The organism is Pseudomonas sp. GNP013 (genome assembly GCF_054343995.1).
The window spans coordinates 2,364,493-2,384,240 of sequence record NZ_JBTGUT010000001.1; the positions used below are offsets into that span (position 1 = coordinate 2,364,493).

Annotated in this window: 13 protein-coding genes and 1 pseudogene; 6 read left to right on the forward strand and 8 right to left on the reverse strand. The window is 52.8% G+C overall.

The features are described from left to right. Positions 1–56: 56 nt before the first annotated feature. A complete protein-coding gene (gene tnpB / locus ACXX81_RS10575) occupies positions 57–392 on the reverse strand; it encodes an IS66 family insertion sequence element accessory protein TnpB (protein ID WP_003177794.1) in 336 nt (111 codons plus the stop codon). Next, on the reverse strand, positions 389–721 hold the full coding sequence (gene tnpA, locus ACXX81_RS10580) for an IS66-like element accessory protein TnpA (RefSeq protein WP_003173944.1): 333 nt from the start codon (positions 719–721) through the stop codon (positions 389–391). The genes tnpB and tnpA overlap by 4 nt, the downstream gene beginning before the upstream one ends. Before the next feature lie 104 nt (positions 722–825). Here tnpA and ACXX81_RS10585 point away from each other — a divergent pair. Beyond that, positions 826–2,858: pseudogene (locus tag ACXX81_RS10585) on the forward strand (AAA family ATPase); the annotation flags it as partial. A gap of 396 nt (positions 2,859–3,254) precedes the next feature. On the opposite strand, the gene ACXX81_RS10590 reads toward ACXX81_RS10585, so the two are convergent. The 3 genes from ACXX81_RS10590 to ACXX81_RS10600 are packed head-to-tail and all read right to left on the reverse strand — an operon-like array spanning position 3,255 to position 6,930. Continuing rightward, complete coding sequence (locus ACXX81_RS10590) at positions 3,255–4,325, reverse strand: TniQ family protein (protein WP_209981841.1); 1,071 nt, start codon at positions 4,323–4,325, stop codon at positions 3,255–3,257. Then, positions 4,286–5,134, reverse strand: a complete 849-nt coding sequence (locus ACXX81_RS10595; RefSeq protein ID WP_065935489.1) for a TniB family NTP-binding protein — start codon at positions 5,132–5,134, stop codon at positions 4,286–4,288. The genes ACXX81_RS10590 and ACXX81_RS10595 overlap by 40 nt, the downstream gene beginning before the upstream one ends. After that, positions 5,131–6,930, reverse strand: a complete 1,800-nt coding sequence (locus ACXX81_RS10600; RefSeq protein WP_458571627.1) for a TnsB C-terminal domain-containing protein — start codon at positions 6,928–6,930, stop codon at positions 5,131–5,133. Before ACXX81_RS10600 ends, ACXX81_RS10595 begins: the two co-directional genes overlap by 4 nt. Positions 6,931–8,361: 1,431 nt before the next feature. On the opposite strand from ACXX81_RS10600, the gene ACXX81_RS10605 reads away from it, so the two are divergent. The 3 genes from ACXX81_RS10605 to ACXX81_RS10615 all read left to right on the forward strand — a co-directional run bounded on the left by ACXX81_RS10605 (position 8,362) and on the right by ACXX81_RS10615 (position 12,703). Continuing rightward, entirely contained in the window at positions 8,362–9,339 is a 978-nt protein-coding gene (locus ACXX81_RS10605) for a hypothetical protein (RefSeq protein WP_458571628.1), read from the forward strand. Between the two features lie 385 nt (positions 9,340–9,724). After that, positions 9,725–10,990, forward strand: coding sequence for an ImmA/IrrE family metallo-endopeptidase (locus tag ACXX81_RS10610; RefSeq protein ID WP_458571629.1), 1,266 nt, complete (start codon positions 9,725–9,727; stop codon positions 10,988–10,990). Positions 10,991–11,230: 240 nt separating this feature from the next. Next, positions 11,231–12,703, forward strand: a complete 1,473-nt coding sequence (locus ACXX81_RS10615) for a DUF2971 domain-containing protein (RefSeq protein WP_458571630.1) — start codon at positions 11,231–11,233, stop codon at positions 12,701–12,703. 379 nt (positions 12,704–13,082) lie between these two features. Here ACXX81_RS10615 and ACXX81_RS10620 read toward each other — a convergent pair whose 3' ends face one another. The 3 genes from ACXX81_RS10620 to ACXX81_RS10630 all read right to left on the reverse strand — a co-directional run bounded on the left by ACXX81_RS10620 (position 13,083) and on the right by ACXX81_RS10630 (position 15,022). Next, the gene (locus tag ACXX81_RS10620; protein ID WP_458572576.1) at positions 13,083–13,169 is read right to left on the reverse strand and encodes a DUF2625 family protein; all 87 of its coding nucleotides are present in this window, start codon (positions 13,167–13,169) and stop codon (positions 13,083–13,085) included. 147 nt (positions 13,170–13,316) lie between these two features. Further along, positions 13,317–14,249 carry a cupin domain-containing protein gene (locus ACXX81_RS10625; RefSeq protein WP_458571631.1) on the reverse strand — a complete coding sequence of 311 codons (933 nt, stop codon included), beginning with the start codon at positions 14,247–14,249 and terminating at the stop codon, positions 13,317–13,319. Positions 14,250–14,773: 524 nt separating this feature from the next. Further along, positions 14,774–15,022, reverse strand: a complete 249-nt coding sequence (locus ACXX81_RS10630; protein ID WP_209981835.1) for a CsbD family protein — start codon at positions 15,020–15,022, stop codon at positions 14,774–14,776. Positions 15,023–15,319: 297 nt separating this feature from the next. Here ACXX81_RS10630 and ACXX81_RS10635 point away from each other — a divergent pair, with 297 nt between their 5' ends. Beyond that, positions 15,320–15,970, forward strand: a complete 651-nt coding sequence (locus ACXX81_RS10635; protein ID WP_322213551.1) for a response regulator — start codon at positions 15,320–15,322, stop codon at positions 15,968–15,970. Next, positions 15,967–19,680, forward strand: coding sequence for an ATP-binding protein (locus ACXX81_RS10640; protein ID WP_458571632.1), 3,714 nt, complete (start codon positions 15,967–15,969; stop codon positions 19,678–19,680). The genes ACXX81_RS10635 and ACXX81_RS10640 overlap by 4 nt, the downstream gene beginning before the upstream one ends. Positions 19,681–19,748: the final 68 nt, after the last annotated feature.

A 19,748-nucleotide genomic window follows, 5' to 3' on the forward strand; every position in this document is an offset into this window, starting at 1 on the left:
GATGGCGACGATAGACTGATGGGCCAATTGCGCTGGCAAGCACGCCATGGCAGATGTTAAAGCATCGAGATGATTCCGCCTGCACCGACGCGCTGCCAAGGTAAACCGAGCACCAGGGCCTGAAGTTGCTCGGCATCCAACTCAACTTCGGAGCCGTGTCGCACACCCGGCCAGAAGAAGCGTCCTTGATTCAAACGCCGGGCGGCAAGCCAAATCCCCACGCCGTCATGCACCAGCACTTTCATTCGATTGGCGCGGCGGTTGGCGAACAGATAGGCACAGTGCGGCTTCGCCGCACCGAACACCGCCACGACTCGTGCGAGCGCGGTTTCAGTGCCGGCGCGCATGTCCATGGGCTCGGTGGCGAGCCAGATGGAATCGACGCGGATCATCGCAGCAGGTCTCGTAGGAAAGCAGAACACGCCGCTGCATTTTCTGCTGGCCAACTCACCACGACTACACCTTTTGGATGCGGCACTTCGATTCGGATCGTGGCAGGAAGGGCCTGATGCATCGGCACCGGCGGCGAAGTCTTGACCGGGATGAAGGCAGTTTGCAGTGCCAGGTTTTTCTGCGCATGCACCCGAATCCATTTATGGACGAGGTTTGCATTGAGGTTGTGGGTCAAGGCGACATTGGCAATTGAAGTGTCAGGATGGGCGCACTCAGTAATGACCTGGGCCTTGAAGGACTTGGAATAGGAACGGCGTTCTTGTGGCATGGGCGTCCGCTTAAAAAGGCTAAAAATGGTGTCCACTTAAATTTAGGTGGACACCATCGCCTTAACCGATGGCATCAGGAAGATGTGTTGCTCGGACGGTTACCCTGCAGCGATCCATCTGCGAGACTTGTAAGCTGCTGGGCCTGCGACCAGATCAAGATTTTGAGATTCGTCCCAAGGTTAAGCGGCTGCGCCAATTGATAGACATGCATATCCGTGGAGCTGAACGACTGCGGGCAGCCAAAGCCCCTGTTGCTATCCCCGAGAAACAAGTCTGGCGTACTTGTGCCATTGCCAAGCGATTACTCCGTCGCCGTGCCCTCATCGAGCGCGCGTTGTTGGATATGGCCAGCGAGATCAACTATCGCGCTATCTTCGACGCGCTGGAGGCTATCGAACAGCATGTCGGGCAGGCCTGCCCAGCATGCCTGACCCCTCTCGATCAGGTCGTCATGAACCCGTTCGAGAGGGCGCGGGAACAGCTCAAGTCACTCAGCGCTCTGGAGTTTTTGAAGCAATCCAGGCAACGGAGTGATGCTCGGATCGCACTCTGGGCTTCAAAGATCGCGACGGGCATCAACGATATACAGCGCAATGAGTATGCCGACATTTCCTGCCCATTGAAGATGGATGAGCTGGTGGGAATGCTTGCTGAGTTTCATGCAGCTACCGATCGCTCGAAGGTCGCACCATCCGTTCTCGAGTCGTTCCTGACGCTGTGTGATGCCAATACCGAACTGATTGAAGCCTATCTGCGAACTTGTGAGCGCCGACGGTTGGAAGTTGGTCAGGCAGAAACTCAGGCGTCCCGACTCGATATCCAGGTGGATCGGCTCAAGAAAGTTGATGATTTGCTGAAGCGGTTATTCGAGAGTAAAGCTCGGGCGGAGACTGAGTTCAAAACCGCTAACCTCAATATGGCGCAATTGATAGGGCAGAAAACCGTCCTACTCAATGATGCGGTTGATAACAGGCACTTCAACCAGTTGCTTAAGGATCTGGAGACCGAATATCGAACGCTTTACAGCGATCTGCTGGACTACAAGCTACAGCTCGAAAAAAACCGCATCACAGGGATCGAAGCCAAGGCTGCCGAGTACTACCGGGCAATTAATAACCATGACGACGACCATGAGCAGATTCAGGCACTGAGCTTCCATAAGCTTGCTGATGGCTACCGGATCAAGATGACAAACATGGATGGATCCTTAGTTGATGCATTCTCAATGCTTAGCGAAGGGCATCTGCGGACACTGGGTCTATCAATCTTGTTGGCAATGGCCGAGAAAAAAATTTTCCGCTAATCGTGTTTGACGATGTCGTCAATGCCATCGACACGGATCACCGATCCAATATCATTGATCTGTTTTTCAACGACGCCTACCTACGCCGCATCCAGATGGTGGTCACCACCCATGACCGTCTGTTTTGGGAGCGTTTCTGCATCATCGCCGACCGGCATCCTCAACGCGACCAGCATTCGAACCATGTACTCAGCTACACAAATAAGGGCATCGTGGTGATCGATCATGCCGGTGGTTTTCAGAAGAAGGTGCAAGTGGCGTTGTCAGTCTTCGATGTTCGCCAGGCGTTGCTGTACTGCCGTGTCTGGTTTGAGTCAATGGTGCTTGAGTTCTGCATCGAGAAAGGTGTGCAAGTGACCGCGAACTTCAATAAGTCCCAACTCAAAAAGAGCATGTACCTACAAGTCAGCTTGGAACACACGTTTGACTTGATTCTACCGTATATTGACTACGACCTGTCACACTTCAATGTTATCAAGAAAGATCTTGTGAACTGGCGCGGACAAAATCAAGAGCACCATGCGTTTGATGAGGGTAGTTTAAACTTTGTACACTCGAAGACGAGCAGTGAGGTCTTGAGAATTTACGACGCCATTCGCTTTCTGGAATGCCAGCTCTTCGCCGCCGAGAAAAAAGAGTCCAGAGTAAAATACATTGCCGAGGTCAATGAAAAAATTCAGAGAGGTCAGAGAAAACTGCTAGGCCTAGCCGAAGCACCCCAAGAGGCAAAAGACAAACATATTGCGGCCTTGAGAGTTCTGGAAAGGGACGCTGCTGAGGCCTCTCAAGAACTTCAGTTCATTGAACGATACGATGCACGACCTAGGACTTAAAAGAGTTGGTGTAAATTTTTTGTTGAAGCATAAAATCCTTGTGATTAGGGTGATCGCGTCCGCTTGAAATAGACGAATACAATCGTCTTTAATACGGGGATTCGAAATTTGTCGTCGCCATCTTCTAAAGAGATTCCGCGAAAGTCGGAGTCTTCACTTGTCCAGAATTAGGAATTTAGGAAGCAAGGAATTCCTATCTCTGCCTTCAAATCGCTCAATGAATGCTGTTTCAATCAGGACTTCGGGCGGGGTCATTCAGCTGATTGAGCTCTCCAAGCATACTTGAACGTTCGTACCCATGAATTAGCACCTACGCACAAAGGCACAGCAGCCTACTTCAAAGGCCCTACGTTCTCGTCGTACGCGGCTCGTCATAAATGCCTACCTTCGAAAGAGCTAGCGACCAAACCGAAGCTGGCTATAGAAAATGCGTGAGCCGATATTTTTTTCAAAACGCGTAAAGAGGCAATCAAGCTTACTACCCCTCTTTCGAGGAAACTTCCCTAAATAGCTATGCAAGAACTCATAATCCGCCGGAGTTGCACAACCGAAATGTATCATTGGAATAATTTCTTCTGCTTTAGGAAACGCTATATGGTGCGCCATGCAAATAGCCCGCAGTTGCAAAATTTCCTTTTCTTGGACCCCACCAAGAACGTAGGCCGCAAGCATCTGGCTGCCAAATCTTGCTCGCACATCACTTAGTTCAGCGCCATAAAGAACTGCGTCCTCAAATGTAACAATTTGACTGTATTTTTTTGCAGGTTTGCGGCCAAAAAGTAGACGTGCTACACCGGCTTCATGATTGTAGGTCGGCGCCAGGAGGAAGAGATCATATAGATTGTCAAATAACTTACATGTACGTTTATTCTGACGCTTACGCCAAAGTTGGACGCGATGAATTAAATTTCTGCGCAGTCTCTGAAAACTCATGCTCTGCCAAGGATCGAGGGCTATATTAGGCTGGACACTTTGTACGTAAGCATCCCAACTCTTTCGGAACGTCGCATTTGTCCGCAGACTTGATAGATCTACTCCATGGAAAGGGCATAGTACAGCATCTCTTGCGCACCAACTTCTACGCCATCCTGGCATTTGGCCCTTTGCAACGTCCTCACGCAAACAAATAGAGCAGAAATGCGTTCTTCGGCCAGGATTGACAAGAGCTATATTTTTTGATCTAAAAAAACATTTGGTCAGCTGTGTATTTAACGTTAAGGAAATAGTATTCTCTTTAAAGTAGTTAGTCGAGAAATCAAAGTCTAGATCTTCATCAACGACATTAACTCCGCCCCATGCTGCCCTTGGTCGTGCCAAGAGCAGTTCGCGCTCTCTCACAACTATTCGATGTTTCAAAGATATTCGATAGAACCATGATGTTAACGTTTCATCATAAAAGGGTGAAGGTAGGCCACATAATAAACTCATTAGTAAGACCAAGGCTTTTCTGCTGCAGCCTTCAAACATTCTACATCTATGCGTTCCTTGCCATTCTTGAGTGCGTAACATCCGGCGCTGCGTATCAGGTCTATGACTTTATCCATGCGGCCGTGAGTACTTTGCAAAATAACCCTTACTATATTTTTCTCGTAGAGCTTGGAGGGTTCCCTTAGCGGTAGCTTCTCTTCAATAGAAAGTAGAAACGATCTAAATTCTTCAGTTTCTCTCCAGTCATTTAGCAAAACTTCAGTGAAACGTCGTTTAGTTTCAGGCTTTGCGCCTAGTACAGTAGTAGCGCCTAAAGTACCAAATCCAAATAAACACAAAGCGTATTTTTCACCGATCAACGTTTTGAGAATCGATCCGTTAATTCGCTGCTCGTCTTTCTTCACTAACAGCAATTCATGTATTTCATCGATAACCAACCCCCAGATTTGCCTTAGCTTCAAAATGTCTGCAAGTTCATGCGAAACCCACCGCCCTTCCTTTGGTCTGGAGGATCTATCAGCTGGTATTTCTAACGCCCTACACAATTCGGAGTGAAAGGTCTTTCTGATATGAGGATTTTCTGGATCGAGCGCCATATCCAGAAACAAAAGGCCATCACTTTTCTCAACCCTCTTCGATATTTGACGTATGATTGCCGTCTTACCTACCCCCCCTACCCCTGCAACCATAAGTGCAGGGGCCGTAATACGTCTCGGTACGCGAGAAATATTATTCATTATTTTGAATACTTCCTCACTTGGAGAATAGTCAACCCAAACATCTTTATTTATTAATGAAATTCTATCTTGGACAGAAAGCTCTCGTAAATCTTGAGGGTAATCACTCATACTTTATCACTCACACCAAATTTTTTGGGGGGCTGTGAATAATCCGGAACATTTTTTTGTTCGGCGGTTTTCTTACTTGGGTAAAATTCTTTTTCGTACTCTTCTTGTGCTGCAACCTGCCTTCTCGCTCTTTTTGTTTCCTTGACGCTTCTAATCTCGATCGCCTCAGCCTCTCGAAAGGCAGCCGGCCCTTCTGGCGTTGTGAAGGCACCTGGTGTTTTATGACCGCTGTGGAACGCAGCCGCACGGTACTCTTCGTAGGTGTAATCAGGGTTGCTCATATCAGCGAATGGGATAGGTACATACCCAGATGGAAATTTCACCCATATTTGCTTCATTGAAAAAGGATCGTACTTTATTGTGGCCTTTCCTGTTCCCACCAGCGGCGAAAGCACATTATCCCAATAAAACATATTCTTGAACTCTATCCCTTTAGCTTGCACGGCTCTTTCTTTAGAAGGCATAAAGTTCAATCTAAATTGTTGAGGATCCGTCGTGAATGGAGGATAAGGAGTTATACCAGCCGGATCGAAATATTGCGTCCATGCTTCTGCAGGCGACTTATTAATCTCAGAATGAACGGTATTGTGATAGTCGTACACTTGCAAGGCAAACCATCGGCAAAAGTCGGAGAATGTCATAGTAGGAACCGCGGAAGAATTCAGATTTTTACGCGCCACGGTATTTGACATTGTTGTTCCTGACAAAAGATGCAATCTTCCCATAAATGTGCCAATAACTCTTTCTACATGTCCCCCGTAATGCTTTCTTCCTGGAGGGCGATGCTTGTATGCGATCTGGGCCTTATCTAAATCCAATAGAAATCTACTACTCCTAAATTCTTTAGCGTTATCCATCCCGAGTAACTGGGGTACCCCATAAAACGGATAGCTGAATTTATCTAAATCCAGCCTTCCCAGAAAGTCCCATTTTGGAAGTACGGCATGAGTTAAGGCTGAGGCAACAGATACCGAGTTAGGAACGTGCAGACTCAAATAATAGCCTAAAACTACGCGGGTATACCTATCGAGCACAAATGTTACCCATGGCCTGCCAATCGGGTGAATTCGATCGTTCGCTAAAAGCACAATATCAGCTAATGTATGATCCATTTGAACAGCTTCTAATGGATAAGTCAGAACCTGCGATCCTGGTTTTGCATGATGTTTTTGTCTGGCGGCTTCTTTCCCTTTACGTAAAGATGTGACTTGTAGTGCAGATAATGTTGAAAAAATTCGTTGTCTCACGGTTGGCTTCGATGGCGTCTTGAATCCTTCCTCTTTACACACCACCTCAACTCTTTTCCATATCGTTGAAAACGGTACGGCTTCTTTATTTTTGTATACTTCTATAGCTTCGCTGATGATCTTTTCTATTTGCGGGCTAAGTCGCACTTCACCCTTTTTAACTCCTCGGCTTCTCCTTGTTATCGCAATCGGTCCTCTAGCAGCGTCGAAGTCTCTTAGAATCTTATAGATATGGTTCACGCTGACACCGACTTCCACCGCCGCTTGCTTATGAGAAATCTCTCCATTTTTAAGCCGAATGAGAATTTGATGCCGGCGTTTGGCTTCATTGAACTCATCATCTGATACTTCGAAGCCACGCTTAGTCGACCAAGCAATACTATGCTGATCCGCCTCCATTAAAAACTCGATTTCCTTAACTTCTACTGGCACAATTTCACCGGTCGATGAAACTCGCACCATGACATGTTCCGAGTCAATGATAGAAGATATAACCGCGCCTTTTCCGCGCGCTATTACTTGAAGACCTTTTTTTAGCTCAATAAACATGAATAGGGCCCATTGGTTTCCTATCACCTATATAGCTCACCACAGATCATGTTTTTTGACACGGGTTTGGAACGGAGGCGGCTGCCACGATAACCATCTGAATCGCAATGCTTTTTTTATTATAAAATGTTGTATTTAAAAATCAGAGTCGTGTATCCGTTACACGCTGAGATAAAACTGTTTTGGGATATACGCGAAAGTTAAAAAAGATAAACCCCTCTGGAATCTTGGTGATTTCATCCCTTTTAGATTACAATACCGTCTAGGTTATTGATTTTGCTGCCAATGATTAATAATCCTTAATGATTTACCGCCACACCAGTCGGTAAAAACCGGACTTTGCCTCGAATTACAAGAATCCAACCAAATCAACCGATTCCGCGCCCTACCTTCTGGCCTTTCGAGATTTCCGAGGCTTAATTCATCGAATCCTAAGATTTGAAAACAAGCGTGATCTTTGTTGCGCTGTTCATTCGCGATGCAAAGGCTTTTATAGAGTTCATCATGAGACCGCCGGTTACGTGGGTAGCGACACCAGGTTCAAGCCTCTCGATTCGATCCGCTATGGCGTCCGATCATCCGACAGACCTTCTCGGGCGATGATCCAGGTCTGAGTTCTAAACACCATCGAAACTGGTTCATAACGCATGGGCAGATGAGGCAGCTAAAGACTTCGCCGCCCGATTTTACGCGTCAATTGGCTTTGGGCAGGATATTCGTCAAGCCTTTAATCGGGCGACTACTCAACTTGCTATGAAATATCCTGGTGAGTCGCACATCCCTCAGCTGTTCATAAACGCACTCGCAGCTGAAGCTGACCTTACCTTGGTCAAGGCGTAGAAGTTTCAATGTGCTGGTACCTAGTGCTTTGACCCTCTCCTACGGACGAGTTTATTGGAGGCTAATCAGCCGTACGCTAAGGGAAACTGCCGGGCCTATGGCAGCCCTCTTTCCCGTTTAACCAACGCAGCCGGGGTAACGGCGCAATCCCCCCCATCCTTTTTTGTTTTGGTGGTCAATCAGAACGAACGTTTGTGTATTGTTAGTCGGGCTGTTTGCCGTCAGGCAGCACGGGAGGACGATTCTGCAGTTCCAGAGAGCGTGGGAAGCGTGCGCCCAAGCGCCAGTGTTCCAGCCGGACGTCGCCCTTATTCTGGCGGGCATCACCGCATCCACTAGGCAGTATTTTCGATAAGGACGTAACTGCCCTCTTCTTCCTCCTGGTGCCCGCCACGACTGCCATCGGGCAGAAATCTTGCCACGCTGGCATTGGTGCCTCCCGCCACGCGAAGAGTAATATTGCCACCGGCGCAGGCTTGGCTGACGGCCCATCGCAGGCTGTCACAAAATTCAAACAACCATGGGAGGGTGGCCGGTGAGCACCGTCTGCTATTCGGTGCGAATCGGAGCATTCATCATTGAGGAGCAAGGATGTATTTCACCTTCACAAGACCGGATCTGTTTGGGCCAATGCGCAAATTCGGCCGCGGCATCGCCGTCGCGCCTGGAAGTCATCTAACGGAACAACGGGCCGTACTCCTAGTAAAGACGTCGAAGGAGATCATACTGACGGCTCGCTCCCGAAAAGGGCTGAAGTTGTACCTGGCTCCCGTTGAGATGAAGGGTACGCACGGTCTGGCTCTGATATCTGCATTTTTTGACGATCCCGACAATCCCCTCGCTATCACTACACCGTTAGTTCCGAGTAATTCCCTGTGCTCAGCGTTGTCTGACCTACCGGACGAATTCGATGTTTGCTTTCTCGATGAACACAACAGGGAGCAGCTCAGCTGTCGAGCATCCGCATCACTCGCATACTTGCGGGCGAAAATTCGAGACCTGCCGGCGCTCTGTGACCCCGATGTCCACATGATGATTGATCAAGCGGAGCAATGGTTCTCTGTACGGACTGATTCAGATGACCGCGAAGCGTTTCCCGTTCTGCTTGGTGAGGAGCTGTTTCCTAGCGATTTCGTATATTTCGATCTGCGTGAAGATCAGCACGCATTCCATGGATCATCCGGGTTTTCGACCAGCACGTTGGTTCGCCCTGAGCCAGGCCCTTACCAGGAACGGGATATCGTGTTTCTCTTGCAACGGGTGTTCTCAGCCAACGAAATCATTCACGGCCCGATCAAGCCTAGCGACAACGAAGAGCTTGTCGACGTCGCCGTTCTGGGCGGCGAAGTAAATCTCTTCCTGCAGGCCAAGGACAGTCCCAACACGGAAGCGATGATTAATAGATCATTGGACAGAAAACGCCGGGTATCGCTCAACCAGCTCGTTGGAGGGTTATCCCAGCTTGGCGGCGCGTTCTCGACGGCTCTGCGGACACCGGTTCAGCAACTGAGACTACCTCCGGTGAAAGTATCCAAGTCGATTTTTCTGACAAGCCGATGCTGGGTATAGTGATCGTTAAGGAGCTCTTCACAGACATGTATGATGAGTACAGCGAGCGCGCTCTGGCTTTCATGGACAAGCATCAGGTTCCTGTGGTGTTCTTCGACTACCCCGAGTTGGAGGTACTCACGCGTCGGTGTGAGACTGACGCAGCTTTCCTTTTGGCATGCCATGCCGTATTTCGGTTTGCTGTCGAAAACGGCGAATATCCAAAACTGCGATTCTAGGAGAGCCACTAGTGGACTTTTCCCCTACCATTCGCCTGTAAATTGGAGTCATAGCTAGGGTGATCACGGGGCTTTCAATAAAGCTGAGGGGCTAGCTGCGTCCATGGGCTCGCGCCGCAGCAAATACCAAGAATATCAGGATCGCTATTACCAAGATGGAACCACTAGTGCTCAGTACTTACGTCAAAGGTGATCTCTTCGAGGAGCAGGTTTTCCAATTCCTGAGTCGCGAGATCAATGAAGGGCGGTTTTTTTGCAGACCTGAGCATTGCCAGATTATCAGGAAGCAGCGCTATTACTCTCGCGATCGAGAAGACGACATCGTTTTCGACATCGCCATAGAGATCTTCATTCCTGGCCAACCTAAGCCGTCAATGATCGTCTTGGTCGAATGTAAGAATTATGCAGGCACCGTTCCGGTTGGGGATATTGAGGAGTTTGGGGCCAAGATCCGCCAAGTCACAGGATTCAATGCAAAAGGGATATTCGTATCGGCAAGCGCCTTCCAGTCCGGCACGATCAACATCGCCAGGAATCAGGGTTTCGGTGTTATTCGGTATTTTCCGGACGAAGGCTTCCAATGGGAGCTGGCTCGTGCCCTGCTCACGGGAGTGAGAAATGCGTCATCGCGAAAGCGCGCTGAAATTGAGTACGCTCTGACCTACCCTGGCTTCCGGCCGACTCTCTCGGGAGCTTATGCTGTCACCCCTGGGGGCTACACCAACGCTTGGGAGGGGATCTGGACAGGGCTGGATCTGGCCAGCAGTTTCGATCCGGCCATATTGGAAATCATTCGGCCCCCTCACCTGCCAGTCCTTAGAATTGGCTATCTCTCTAAGGGAGCAATTGAAGATCTTTCAGAGCAGGTTTTGCGATCTGCCGGTTATACAAGGGGGGTAGTAGATCTGGAAGCCGTAGTCGCTGGTGAGACCACGTCGAGTGCCTTGACCGTTAGCTACGTAGATGAACCAGATGGTGCTTTAGGTAGGATCACATTTGCCCCCTTGGAGATAAAAATCAATTCTCGCGACAAAACAGCCCCGATGACTCGGTTCACGCTTGCTCACGAGCTGGGGCACTATTATCTCAATCACGGCCGCTACATTGCACGGGAGAGCCTACGTTCGAAGGACATTGATCAGCTTGAGCGCATCGCTGTCCCCAAAAGCGAATTGGAACGTCTCGAATGGCAAGCGAATACATTTGCGTCTTACCTACTAATGCCTGAACAGCATTTTCTCGAAGCTTTCTCGCTTCTGGTTGAGCACTATGATATTCGCAACCGAGGACATGGCGCCCTTTTTCTCGATGACCAGCGTGACAACATCAGAAATTATCACCTGGTGCTGGACGCGCTGAGCCGATATTTTGCTGTTTCTAAAAGCGCCGCCGCCATCCGTTTGCGAGGCCTTGGAGTCTTAGTCGAAGCCTGATCCAGCGTAGGTTATTCAGTGGCGCGGATGGCTTGTGGCGGACGAGGAGCCATCTTCGCGGGCGAAAGTGACTTGCATAGCCCGCTTCTTCAGCAGCGCTCGAGTCTAGATAGGATGCAGCATCGGACGTTTTTATGGGCAAGCTGCCGAGCTGGTGGGCTACAGTCCCAAGCGCCCGGCCTGCTGTTAAAAACCGCGCCATGCCAGCGACTTTTCCCAGCCTCCTATCGACGAGCCTATATGGAACGACATCTTTACCGCTTCCGCACAGCGGAGCGCTTATTGGGGACTAAGGCTACTGACATCAAGAAAGCCCTCCCAGGCGAGCTAGAAAATCTTGAGATTTATTTTGCCCCACCTGAACAACTCAATGATCCCCTAGAAGGCTACAAAGAAATCTACTGGGCAGGCGATGAGATCATATGGAGAAACTTCTTCAGGCACTATCTCCTGGTGCTGGCGCTCAGAAGTTGGGACGTCGATGAAGCGGTGCGACTCGGAACACCCCTGCCAAAAAATCTTCCCATAGATCAGTACCCTTCCAACCTACGTGGAGCTTTCCAAGCCGGGTACCAAGAGATGGATGCGCTGATCGGCGGCTGCGATGTCATCCAAGGCTATGTGCGCGCTCTTTCAAAGAATGAAGCGAGGCACTACAGGCCAGAGCTGTCGTTCTATCTTGCGACCTTGCACACTCGCTTGTTGTCCACCGTGCTGCTCGTCAACTTCAAGCACGGGCTGTCTGGTGTGTACCCCGACCAGACGTCCGAGGATCCGCTACGTGATCGCGACCTACACCTACAGGCCATCTCTAACATAGAAGCTCAGGATGGCACGCTTCGAGACGCTGGCTCGTATGAAAAAATGGCGTTACTCAATGCGACATACGCTATTAGAACCGCGCACGTTATGCCAGGTGGTCACATCGGGGCACGTGAGTTAATCACCGCTTTCGTGCCCCACTACCTTGATCAGATCGAACGATTGATGCACCCGCAATGGTATGTCGCCTGCTTCATGAAAGAGTGCAATAATTCGGCGATTTGGGGTAGCTATGGTGATAATCATAGGGGAATCTGTTTGAGATATCGCGTTCTCGGCGACGCGCCCTCAATGACTATGGAAATGAATAAGCCAGACGGCAGAGGATACAACGGCATCTCTCACAGCTTCCAAAACATGAGCTTCAAAGAGGTGTTTTATGATCGAGAATTTTCAGAGATGGACTTCTTCAGATTCCTCGGCAACGTTTCGAATGAAGCCCTGAGTGGCTTCTGGTACAGCGATACCCAAGGAAATCTCAGCAGCAAAAGCGAGTGGTTGAGGTCCCACTCGAATGGGCTTTGGATGGAGCACCACCAAAATATCGATTTCGCGCTGACGTCCAAGCTTCCTCAATGGGGATCAGAAAAAGAGTATCGCCTGGTGCTGAGTTCCTACCTCGATATTTCCGACAAAAAGCACCGGATCCTTAAGTACCGTTTCACAAGCCTGGATGGCCTGATTTTTGGCATCAAGACTGCGTTGGAAGACAAGCTGAAATGCATCCAAATAATCAGAGCCCACTGCGAGCGAGAAGGCATTGAGTCGTTCAATTTCTATCAGGCTTACTATGATCCGCAGACTAAATCCATCGAACATGGATTGCTACCGATCACCCTTTTTCAAGCTGATCCTGAGTCCGAAGAGCCGTCAGGCCGCGAAGATTTTTAACGTTGCGGTACCTATGAGCACTGCGCGTCTCCAAGGTTATGGGCCATCTGTGAGAGCCGGCTTCTTGCTTTTTTGCAAGGGAGCTATTTGTCCTTAGGTCGTAACCGTCCGATCAGCACCCACTCCTGACCGTTCTCCAAATTATCCAAGATAGTGGACACCATTTTTAGTGGACACTATCTTGGATATAGCTCCCGCTCGTCACCCCGGTCGCCGCCCGAACTTCCCAACCGTATTCAAACGCAAGGTCGTCGAAGCCTCATATGTAGTGGTCAACTAATCCCGGACACGACGTTAAGTTTTTTCCTCGGCCCGCGCTGGAGCCAACCCATCGTTGAATTGAGCCCTCTTGTGTCCATAGGAATGGGTAGAAAGAAACTCATTGATCACCGCTAACACGCTGAATGTCGTCGCGCCAGGATTCCCAACGCAGACCCTCGTAGAAGGCCGCCATACGGTTTCTCACAGCCCATTCCTAGACACCTCTTTGACTTAAACTGAGGCCAATTAGGAGGTGCCATGAGCATCCGCGTTACCCGGAAGCATTCAAAATAAATGATGTATCAGGCAACGTGAACGCACCGCGCAATTATTCGCACTACCCCCAAGCCACTCAACTAAACCGAATATCCAACGACCGCAAATACGTTTGCAGCCCCGCATCCTGAATCGGGATCAGGAATGCCTCCGCGTCTGCCTCATTGAAGTGCGCATGCCAGTACCCTGGCGGGGTCACAAACGCCAGGCCAGGTGACCAGTCCACTCGTACCGGGTTGCGGATCTGTCCATCCGCACCCAGTTCAGTGCCCACCAGCGAGTAACACCCCACAGGGCAATCGATAATGAAATCCAACGCAATCGACTGATGCCGATGGGGCTTTTGCACCGACCCTGCTGGCAGAATTCCATACATTGCCCACAGCACATGAGTCACTGTGCGGGTCTGTGGAAAGTTGCGATTACCCAACAGGATGCTGATGCGGCTACGGTCCTGCGCATGCGGGTCATCGGCCGCTTCACGCAGTTTCGCGTTCGCCACGTCTGCGGGATAGAGCGTCGGTGCAAAGCGATCACTGCTGCGCGTCACGCCCAGGTAGCGCAATAGCGGCTCATCGTGCACGTAGTAAAATCGAGCATCCTGCGTTGCACTCAGACGTGCCTCGTGCAGGCCAGGCAGCGCGATAAAGCAGCCTTTGGACCATTGAATGGCATGCTCGCCCTGAACCACGCGGCCCTCCCCCGCAATTACATAGAGCACTTGAGACGTCGCGTTGGGCTGCAAGGTGAAGGTATCGCCGGCGTTGAGCCGAATGAAGTTCGCGCACAGCCCAGGGCCAGTCGCCGGGCCTTCGCAGCCCAGGGCTTCGCTGAGGTCCAGTGGCACTACCCTGGAGGGGCCGCTGTCATACAGCGAAGCCGGGAAGCTCTGATAGGGAATCCGTGTGATCAAGTTCGCGCTGATCGGATTGGCCGCTTTGCTGTATTCGAAATACTCGGCGTCGATTGGGTCGGTACGGGTCCTGTCCGGCGTGGATTCGCTGTTCATTCGGGTCACCTCACTCTTATGCTCAGGAGATTTTCTCAGCGTAGACGCTTAATGCAGCCTAACCCGCTGGAGCGGTGAAGCGTCGAGAGATAACGCGAGCCACCCACCACAGCATCACTGCCGGGATCGAAAGCAACAGGCAATACACAATGCCAACTGCCAATAGCGGCCCGGTTTCAGATGTGATCATCACACACGGAATCTGCCCGAACATTACGATGGGGCCCGCCAGCCATCCGCGTTTCTGAAACAGCAGACCCAGCGTCAGTGTGAGCGCCAGGGACGCCGGATATAGAACAGCAAAATAACAGTGCGCGTCCCACGGCTCATTCACTCCGGCCAACCATGACGCCGTCAGCCAAAAGCCCACACTGATGACGCACGTTACTATCGTCGCCAGCCACATACTTTTCGACGTTCCAGGTGAATGCACACATCTCACCTTCGCGCACTCCAAACAACACAACTTCGAAGCGTTCGAAGGTGAGCTTCAGGAAAAACCCCTCAAGGTTTCTCCCCCCAACTCAGCGGCGCAGCAGACGATCCAGCACCAGCAGCGCTACCGCACCAATTGCCAGGGCTGCAACCGGCTTCTCTTTAACGAATGTAGACACACTGTCAAGCGCATCGCCGTAGGTCTGGGTCAACTGACCAGCCGCCTGGCGTCCAGCCCCTTCAGCTTGCAGCTTCGAATCACCAAACAGTTTCCCGACAGCGCTCTGTGCCTTGCCTGCGGCCTTTTCTACAACACCTTCTACTTGTTCACTTTTCATAATCACAAAACCTTTGCGTGTAGTGAGCAACCCGGCGTCAATCCGGGTTGGCGATTAGCTGCACAGCGTTAGGGCGGATGGCGTAGTGATTAGTTCAAGTTGAAGTGCCGCATTTAGCCAAGCCCCGGGAACTAGATTTTTCCAGTCTTCTCAAACCTGCGTGCATGTATCGTTCACGGCTCTCCCGTCTCAACTTGAACAGGCGCGCAGGACGGTACTCACGCTACACTTTCTGCGTGTTGAGCAGTCGGGCGACAGTGACGGGCCAATTTGTACAGTTCCCCAGGAGCAGCGCTTATGATTCCTCGTATCATCATCGCCGACGATCACCCTGCCATCCTGCACGGTTGCCAGGTTGTACTGTTGAATGACAGCAGTTTTGCCAAAATCCAGGCAACCGCCACCAGCGTTCCGGAACTCTTCACCGCGCTGGAAAACCATGAATGCGACGTGCTGATCGTCGACTATTCGATGCCCGGCGCCGACATGGATGGCCTGCACATGCTGGGTTTGCTCAACAGACGTTACCCGAACCTGCCGGTGCTGGTGCTGACGGGTGAAGAGAACCTCGGCATTCTGAGGCTGATTCTGGAGGCGAAAGTGCGTGGCATCATTCAAAAAAACAGCGACATTCTCTGCCTGCCAAAAGCCGTGCGCACCGTGCTGCGTCGGGGCATCTATTTGAATGAAGCCTTGAAAAAGGCGCTGGCTGAATCGCCCCGCAGCCCGGCAGGAGAAGCGCAGCTGAGCCCCAGGGAGCTGGAAATCGTGCGGCTGCTGGCGTCGGGCATGTCGCCCGAGGACATTGCAGAGACCCTGCATCGCAGCGTCAAGACGGTCAGCTGGGGCAAGAACTCGGCCAAGCGCAAGTTGGGTATACAGTCCGACGCGCAGCTGTATCAGTATTACGCCTCACTGAGCAAATCCACCGTCGAGCACTCCGGGTGATAAACGCCCTGCGCAGGCTGTTGTGGCTGACATTGTTGGTGTCGAGCCTGTGCACGGCGTCAACACAAGCCCCGGCGGCGTTGGGCAACCCTGTGGTAGTGGTCGGCCTGCCGGTGCAGACCACCCCTCCCCTCGGCTACTGGGTCGGCGACAGCCCGGCCGGGTTCAGTATCGACTACCTGCGTTACCTGGCCGACCAATTGAATCTGAAACTGGAGTTTCGCCAGTTCGCCACTTTTGAACAAGCCACCACCGCACTGTGCGAAGGACGCATCGACATCGTGCCGGACTTGCAGACCAACGCCGAGCGGCAACGCTGCATGGACTTTTCCAGCCCCTATCTGCTCTCCCCCCTGGTGTTGGTTGTACGGCACGGCAGCGCGGCGATCACACCTGCCGACTTGTCGTCACATTCATTCGTCGCCGAGCAGGGCTATACCACTGCTCAATGGCTGAGCCAACGCCTGCCGCCCTCTCAACTGCGAATCTACGCGGACACCAAGGCTGCCCTGGACGCCTTGCAGCATGGCGAAGGTGACGCCTACCTGGGCGAGCCGTACCAGCTCGAGGCGCTGTTCAGCAGCGGACACTACAAGTCCCTTGAGGTCAGGCAGCAGGATCTTTACGACAACGCCGGCCTGCACTTCGGTATCAGTTCACTGCGGCCCGACGTGCGCGACGCCCTTGCCGCAACCATGGCCCGTACCCCGTCCGACTTTCTCAACGACCTGCAGTTGCGCTGGCTGGACAAGCATTCGATCAATCAACGCATGCAGCCCTCCTCCCACCTGACCACCGCGCAGCGCCAATGGGTGGATGACTTGCCGATGCTGCGCGTGAGTTATGAAACCACCTTTCGTCCCATGTCGTTCCTCGACGAACACGGTCGCCCCAATGGCCTGAGCTACAGCTACCTGAAATACCTGGTGAATGCGCTGCGGCTCAAAGTGGTTGAAATACCCGCGCCAAGCGGCACGGCTGCGCCTTCCGACGAGATTGACCTGCGTATTCCGGTGGACGCGTCCACCGAGCACTTGCCCGGCTGGCGCTACACGCAGCCCTTCGTGAAGATTCCCAACGTGCTGGTGACACGCCTCGGAGAACCCGCGAAAACCGCCATCGAAGAGCTCAATGGCGCGACGCTGGTCGTGCCGGACAATCCGAAGTTCGCGCAACGCCTCCAGCAACGGGTGCCCGACAGCTTGCTGCTGCGGGTAACCGACCCGGCAGATGGCTTTGAGCTGGTGCGCACCGGCAAGGCCGATGGTTACGTGGGCAACCTGATAACCGTGGACCGCTTACTGGAGAAAGGCTGGTCGGACAGCCTCAAGATTGCCGCAGCCACCGATCTGCCGCTGGAGTTGTCTATCGCGGTGACCGAGCGTCACGCGCAATTGGCGGCCCTGCTGGATCAACTGATCCAGAGCATTCCGATAGAACAGCGCGACCTGTTTGCCCAACAGTGGCTGCGCAATACCTATGAAATCGGCGTCTCCCCACAACGCCTCTGGCGTATCGTCGGCAGCATAGGGTCCGCAGCCCTGCTGATCATTGGCGTATTGCTCTACGCACACCTGTCGCTCAAAACCCGCCAGCGCGCCCTGAGGGAAACGCAACAGCGGCTGTCCGCGCAATTGCGCTTCAGCCGCGAACTGCTTGAATCGTATCCATACCCGGTGGCAATCAAGGACCGTCAGCGCCGATACCTGATGCTCAATAAAGCCTATGAGCGAACCTTTAACGTCGAAGCGGCCCAGGTGCTGGGGCGCTCCGTTGACGAAATCAGCTACTACCCTGCGCAGGTGCGCCAGCGGATCTCGAAGATGGTCGACCGGGCGCTGCGCGACGATGAACGCCAACAAGGCGAGCATATCCTGGTGGGCGAGGATGGCAGCGACCAGCACTGGCTGTACATCGTCACCCCCTATCGGCTTGACGGCGCCGAACCCCAGGGCGTGCTCACCACGTTTATCGACGTCACCAGCATTCGCGCCGCCGAACAGCTGGCTGAACAGGCGGCCGAGGCCAAGGCGGCGTTTCTGGCCACCATGAGCCATGAAATTCGCACGCCGATGAATGGCATTCTCGGCCTGCTCGAATTGATGAGCGACTTGCACCTGCCCACCGATGCGCAGGAAATGCTGACAATGGTCAACGAATCGACCCGCTCGCTCCTGCAGGTACTTGACGACACCCTGGATTTTTCACGCATCGACTCCGGCATGCTCGTCGTGTCGCCCGAGCCTACCGATCTGCGTCAATTGCTCGACGGCGTGCTGCGCCTGATCGGCCATCAGGCGCACGGCAAAGGCCTCGCGTTGCACAGCCTGATTGATCATCGCATCGCCGGGCTGCTGGAAGTCGACGGCAGCCGCCTGCGCCAGGTGCTGCTCAACCTGCTCAGCAACGCCACCAAGTTCACCCAAAGCGGTCATGTGCGCCTGGAACTGAGCGTCAAGCACGATGATGGCGAGCAGCACCTGGAATTCCTGGTTGCGGACACCGGCATCGGCATCAGTCAGGCGCAGCAGGAGCGTCTGTTTCAACCCTTCATGCAGGCGGACAGCTCCATTACCCGCCGCTACGGAGGCTCGGGCCTGGGCCTGATGATTTCGCGTCGACTCGTGCAACTGATGGGCGGTGAACTCTACCTGCACAGCTGCCTCAATGAAGGCACGCGCATCACGTTCACCCTCAGCCTGCCCGTCGTCGCCGCGCTTGAAAAACCTTTCGCGTCCCACTCGGTAAAGCTCGCGTCCGATCTTGCGCCCTGTCAGGAAGCCCTGGCGCAGCACCTGCTGGCGCTGGGGTTTCAGTTCACGTCGGAGCAGCCGGACCTTCTGATCACCACCGACGAGGCATCCGCCGGCAATCCCGGGACGCTGCTGATTACCACCGAAGACTTGCCTGCCGGCTATGCGGTCGGCCCCTCGTCCACCCGGCTGAGCGTTAACCCGCTGATCTGGGGCGGTTTGCAGGCCGCGCTTGAGCAACTGCTGCTGGGGCGCAACAGCAGCCGCCGAATTCCGTTGCCCCGTTCCAGTTACCCCAAGGGCCATAAAGTGCTGATCGTGGAGGATCACCCCACCAATCGACTGCTGCTGAAAAGGCAGATGGAGCACCTGCAATGCGCCTTCGACCTGGTGGAAAACGGCCTGCAGGCGCTCGAGCGTCTGCAAACGCAGCAGTACACGCTGATCCTCACTGATTGCTATATGCCGGAACTCGACGGCTACGCCATGACCCGCCAGGTACGCGACTCACAGCTCGAGGCCGCGACAATCCCCATCATCGGCATGACGGCGAGCATCCACCCGCAGGAACAGCAGCGTGCCCGAGCGGCCGGTATGGACGAACTCATCCTCAAGCCCATCGTCCTCAGTGCGTTGATTACCCTGTTCGAGCGTTACCTGTGCGCGCCGCCTGAAGACTCGGCAGTCACCAGCATGGGCGATCTGAAGGCCGTGATGTGGGACAGTTTTTGCGCAGAGAGTCGCAAGGACCTGCTGGCCATAGAGGCCGCACTGATCAGTGACGATGCCGAAACCCTCGGCCATCTGCTGCACAAACTCGCCGGAGCGTTGCAACTGGTCGACCTGACCGAACTGTCCCGTCAGGCGCAGCATTTGCACCGTGAAGCACTGCACCACTCGGTGGTGCACGCGGCGGTACGCGACTTCGTTTACAAACTTCGCGCCGCCGGTGTTTGACGGTTCGCACATCATCCCCGTGTGCACGCCCAGCTGTCCTCGTTAACAGCAGAACTGGAATATTCCAG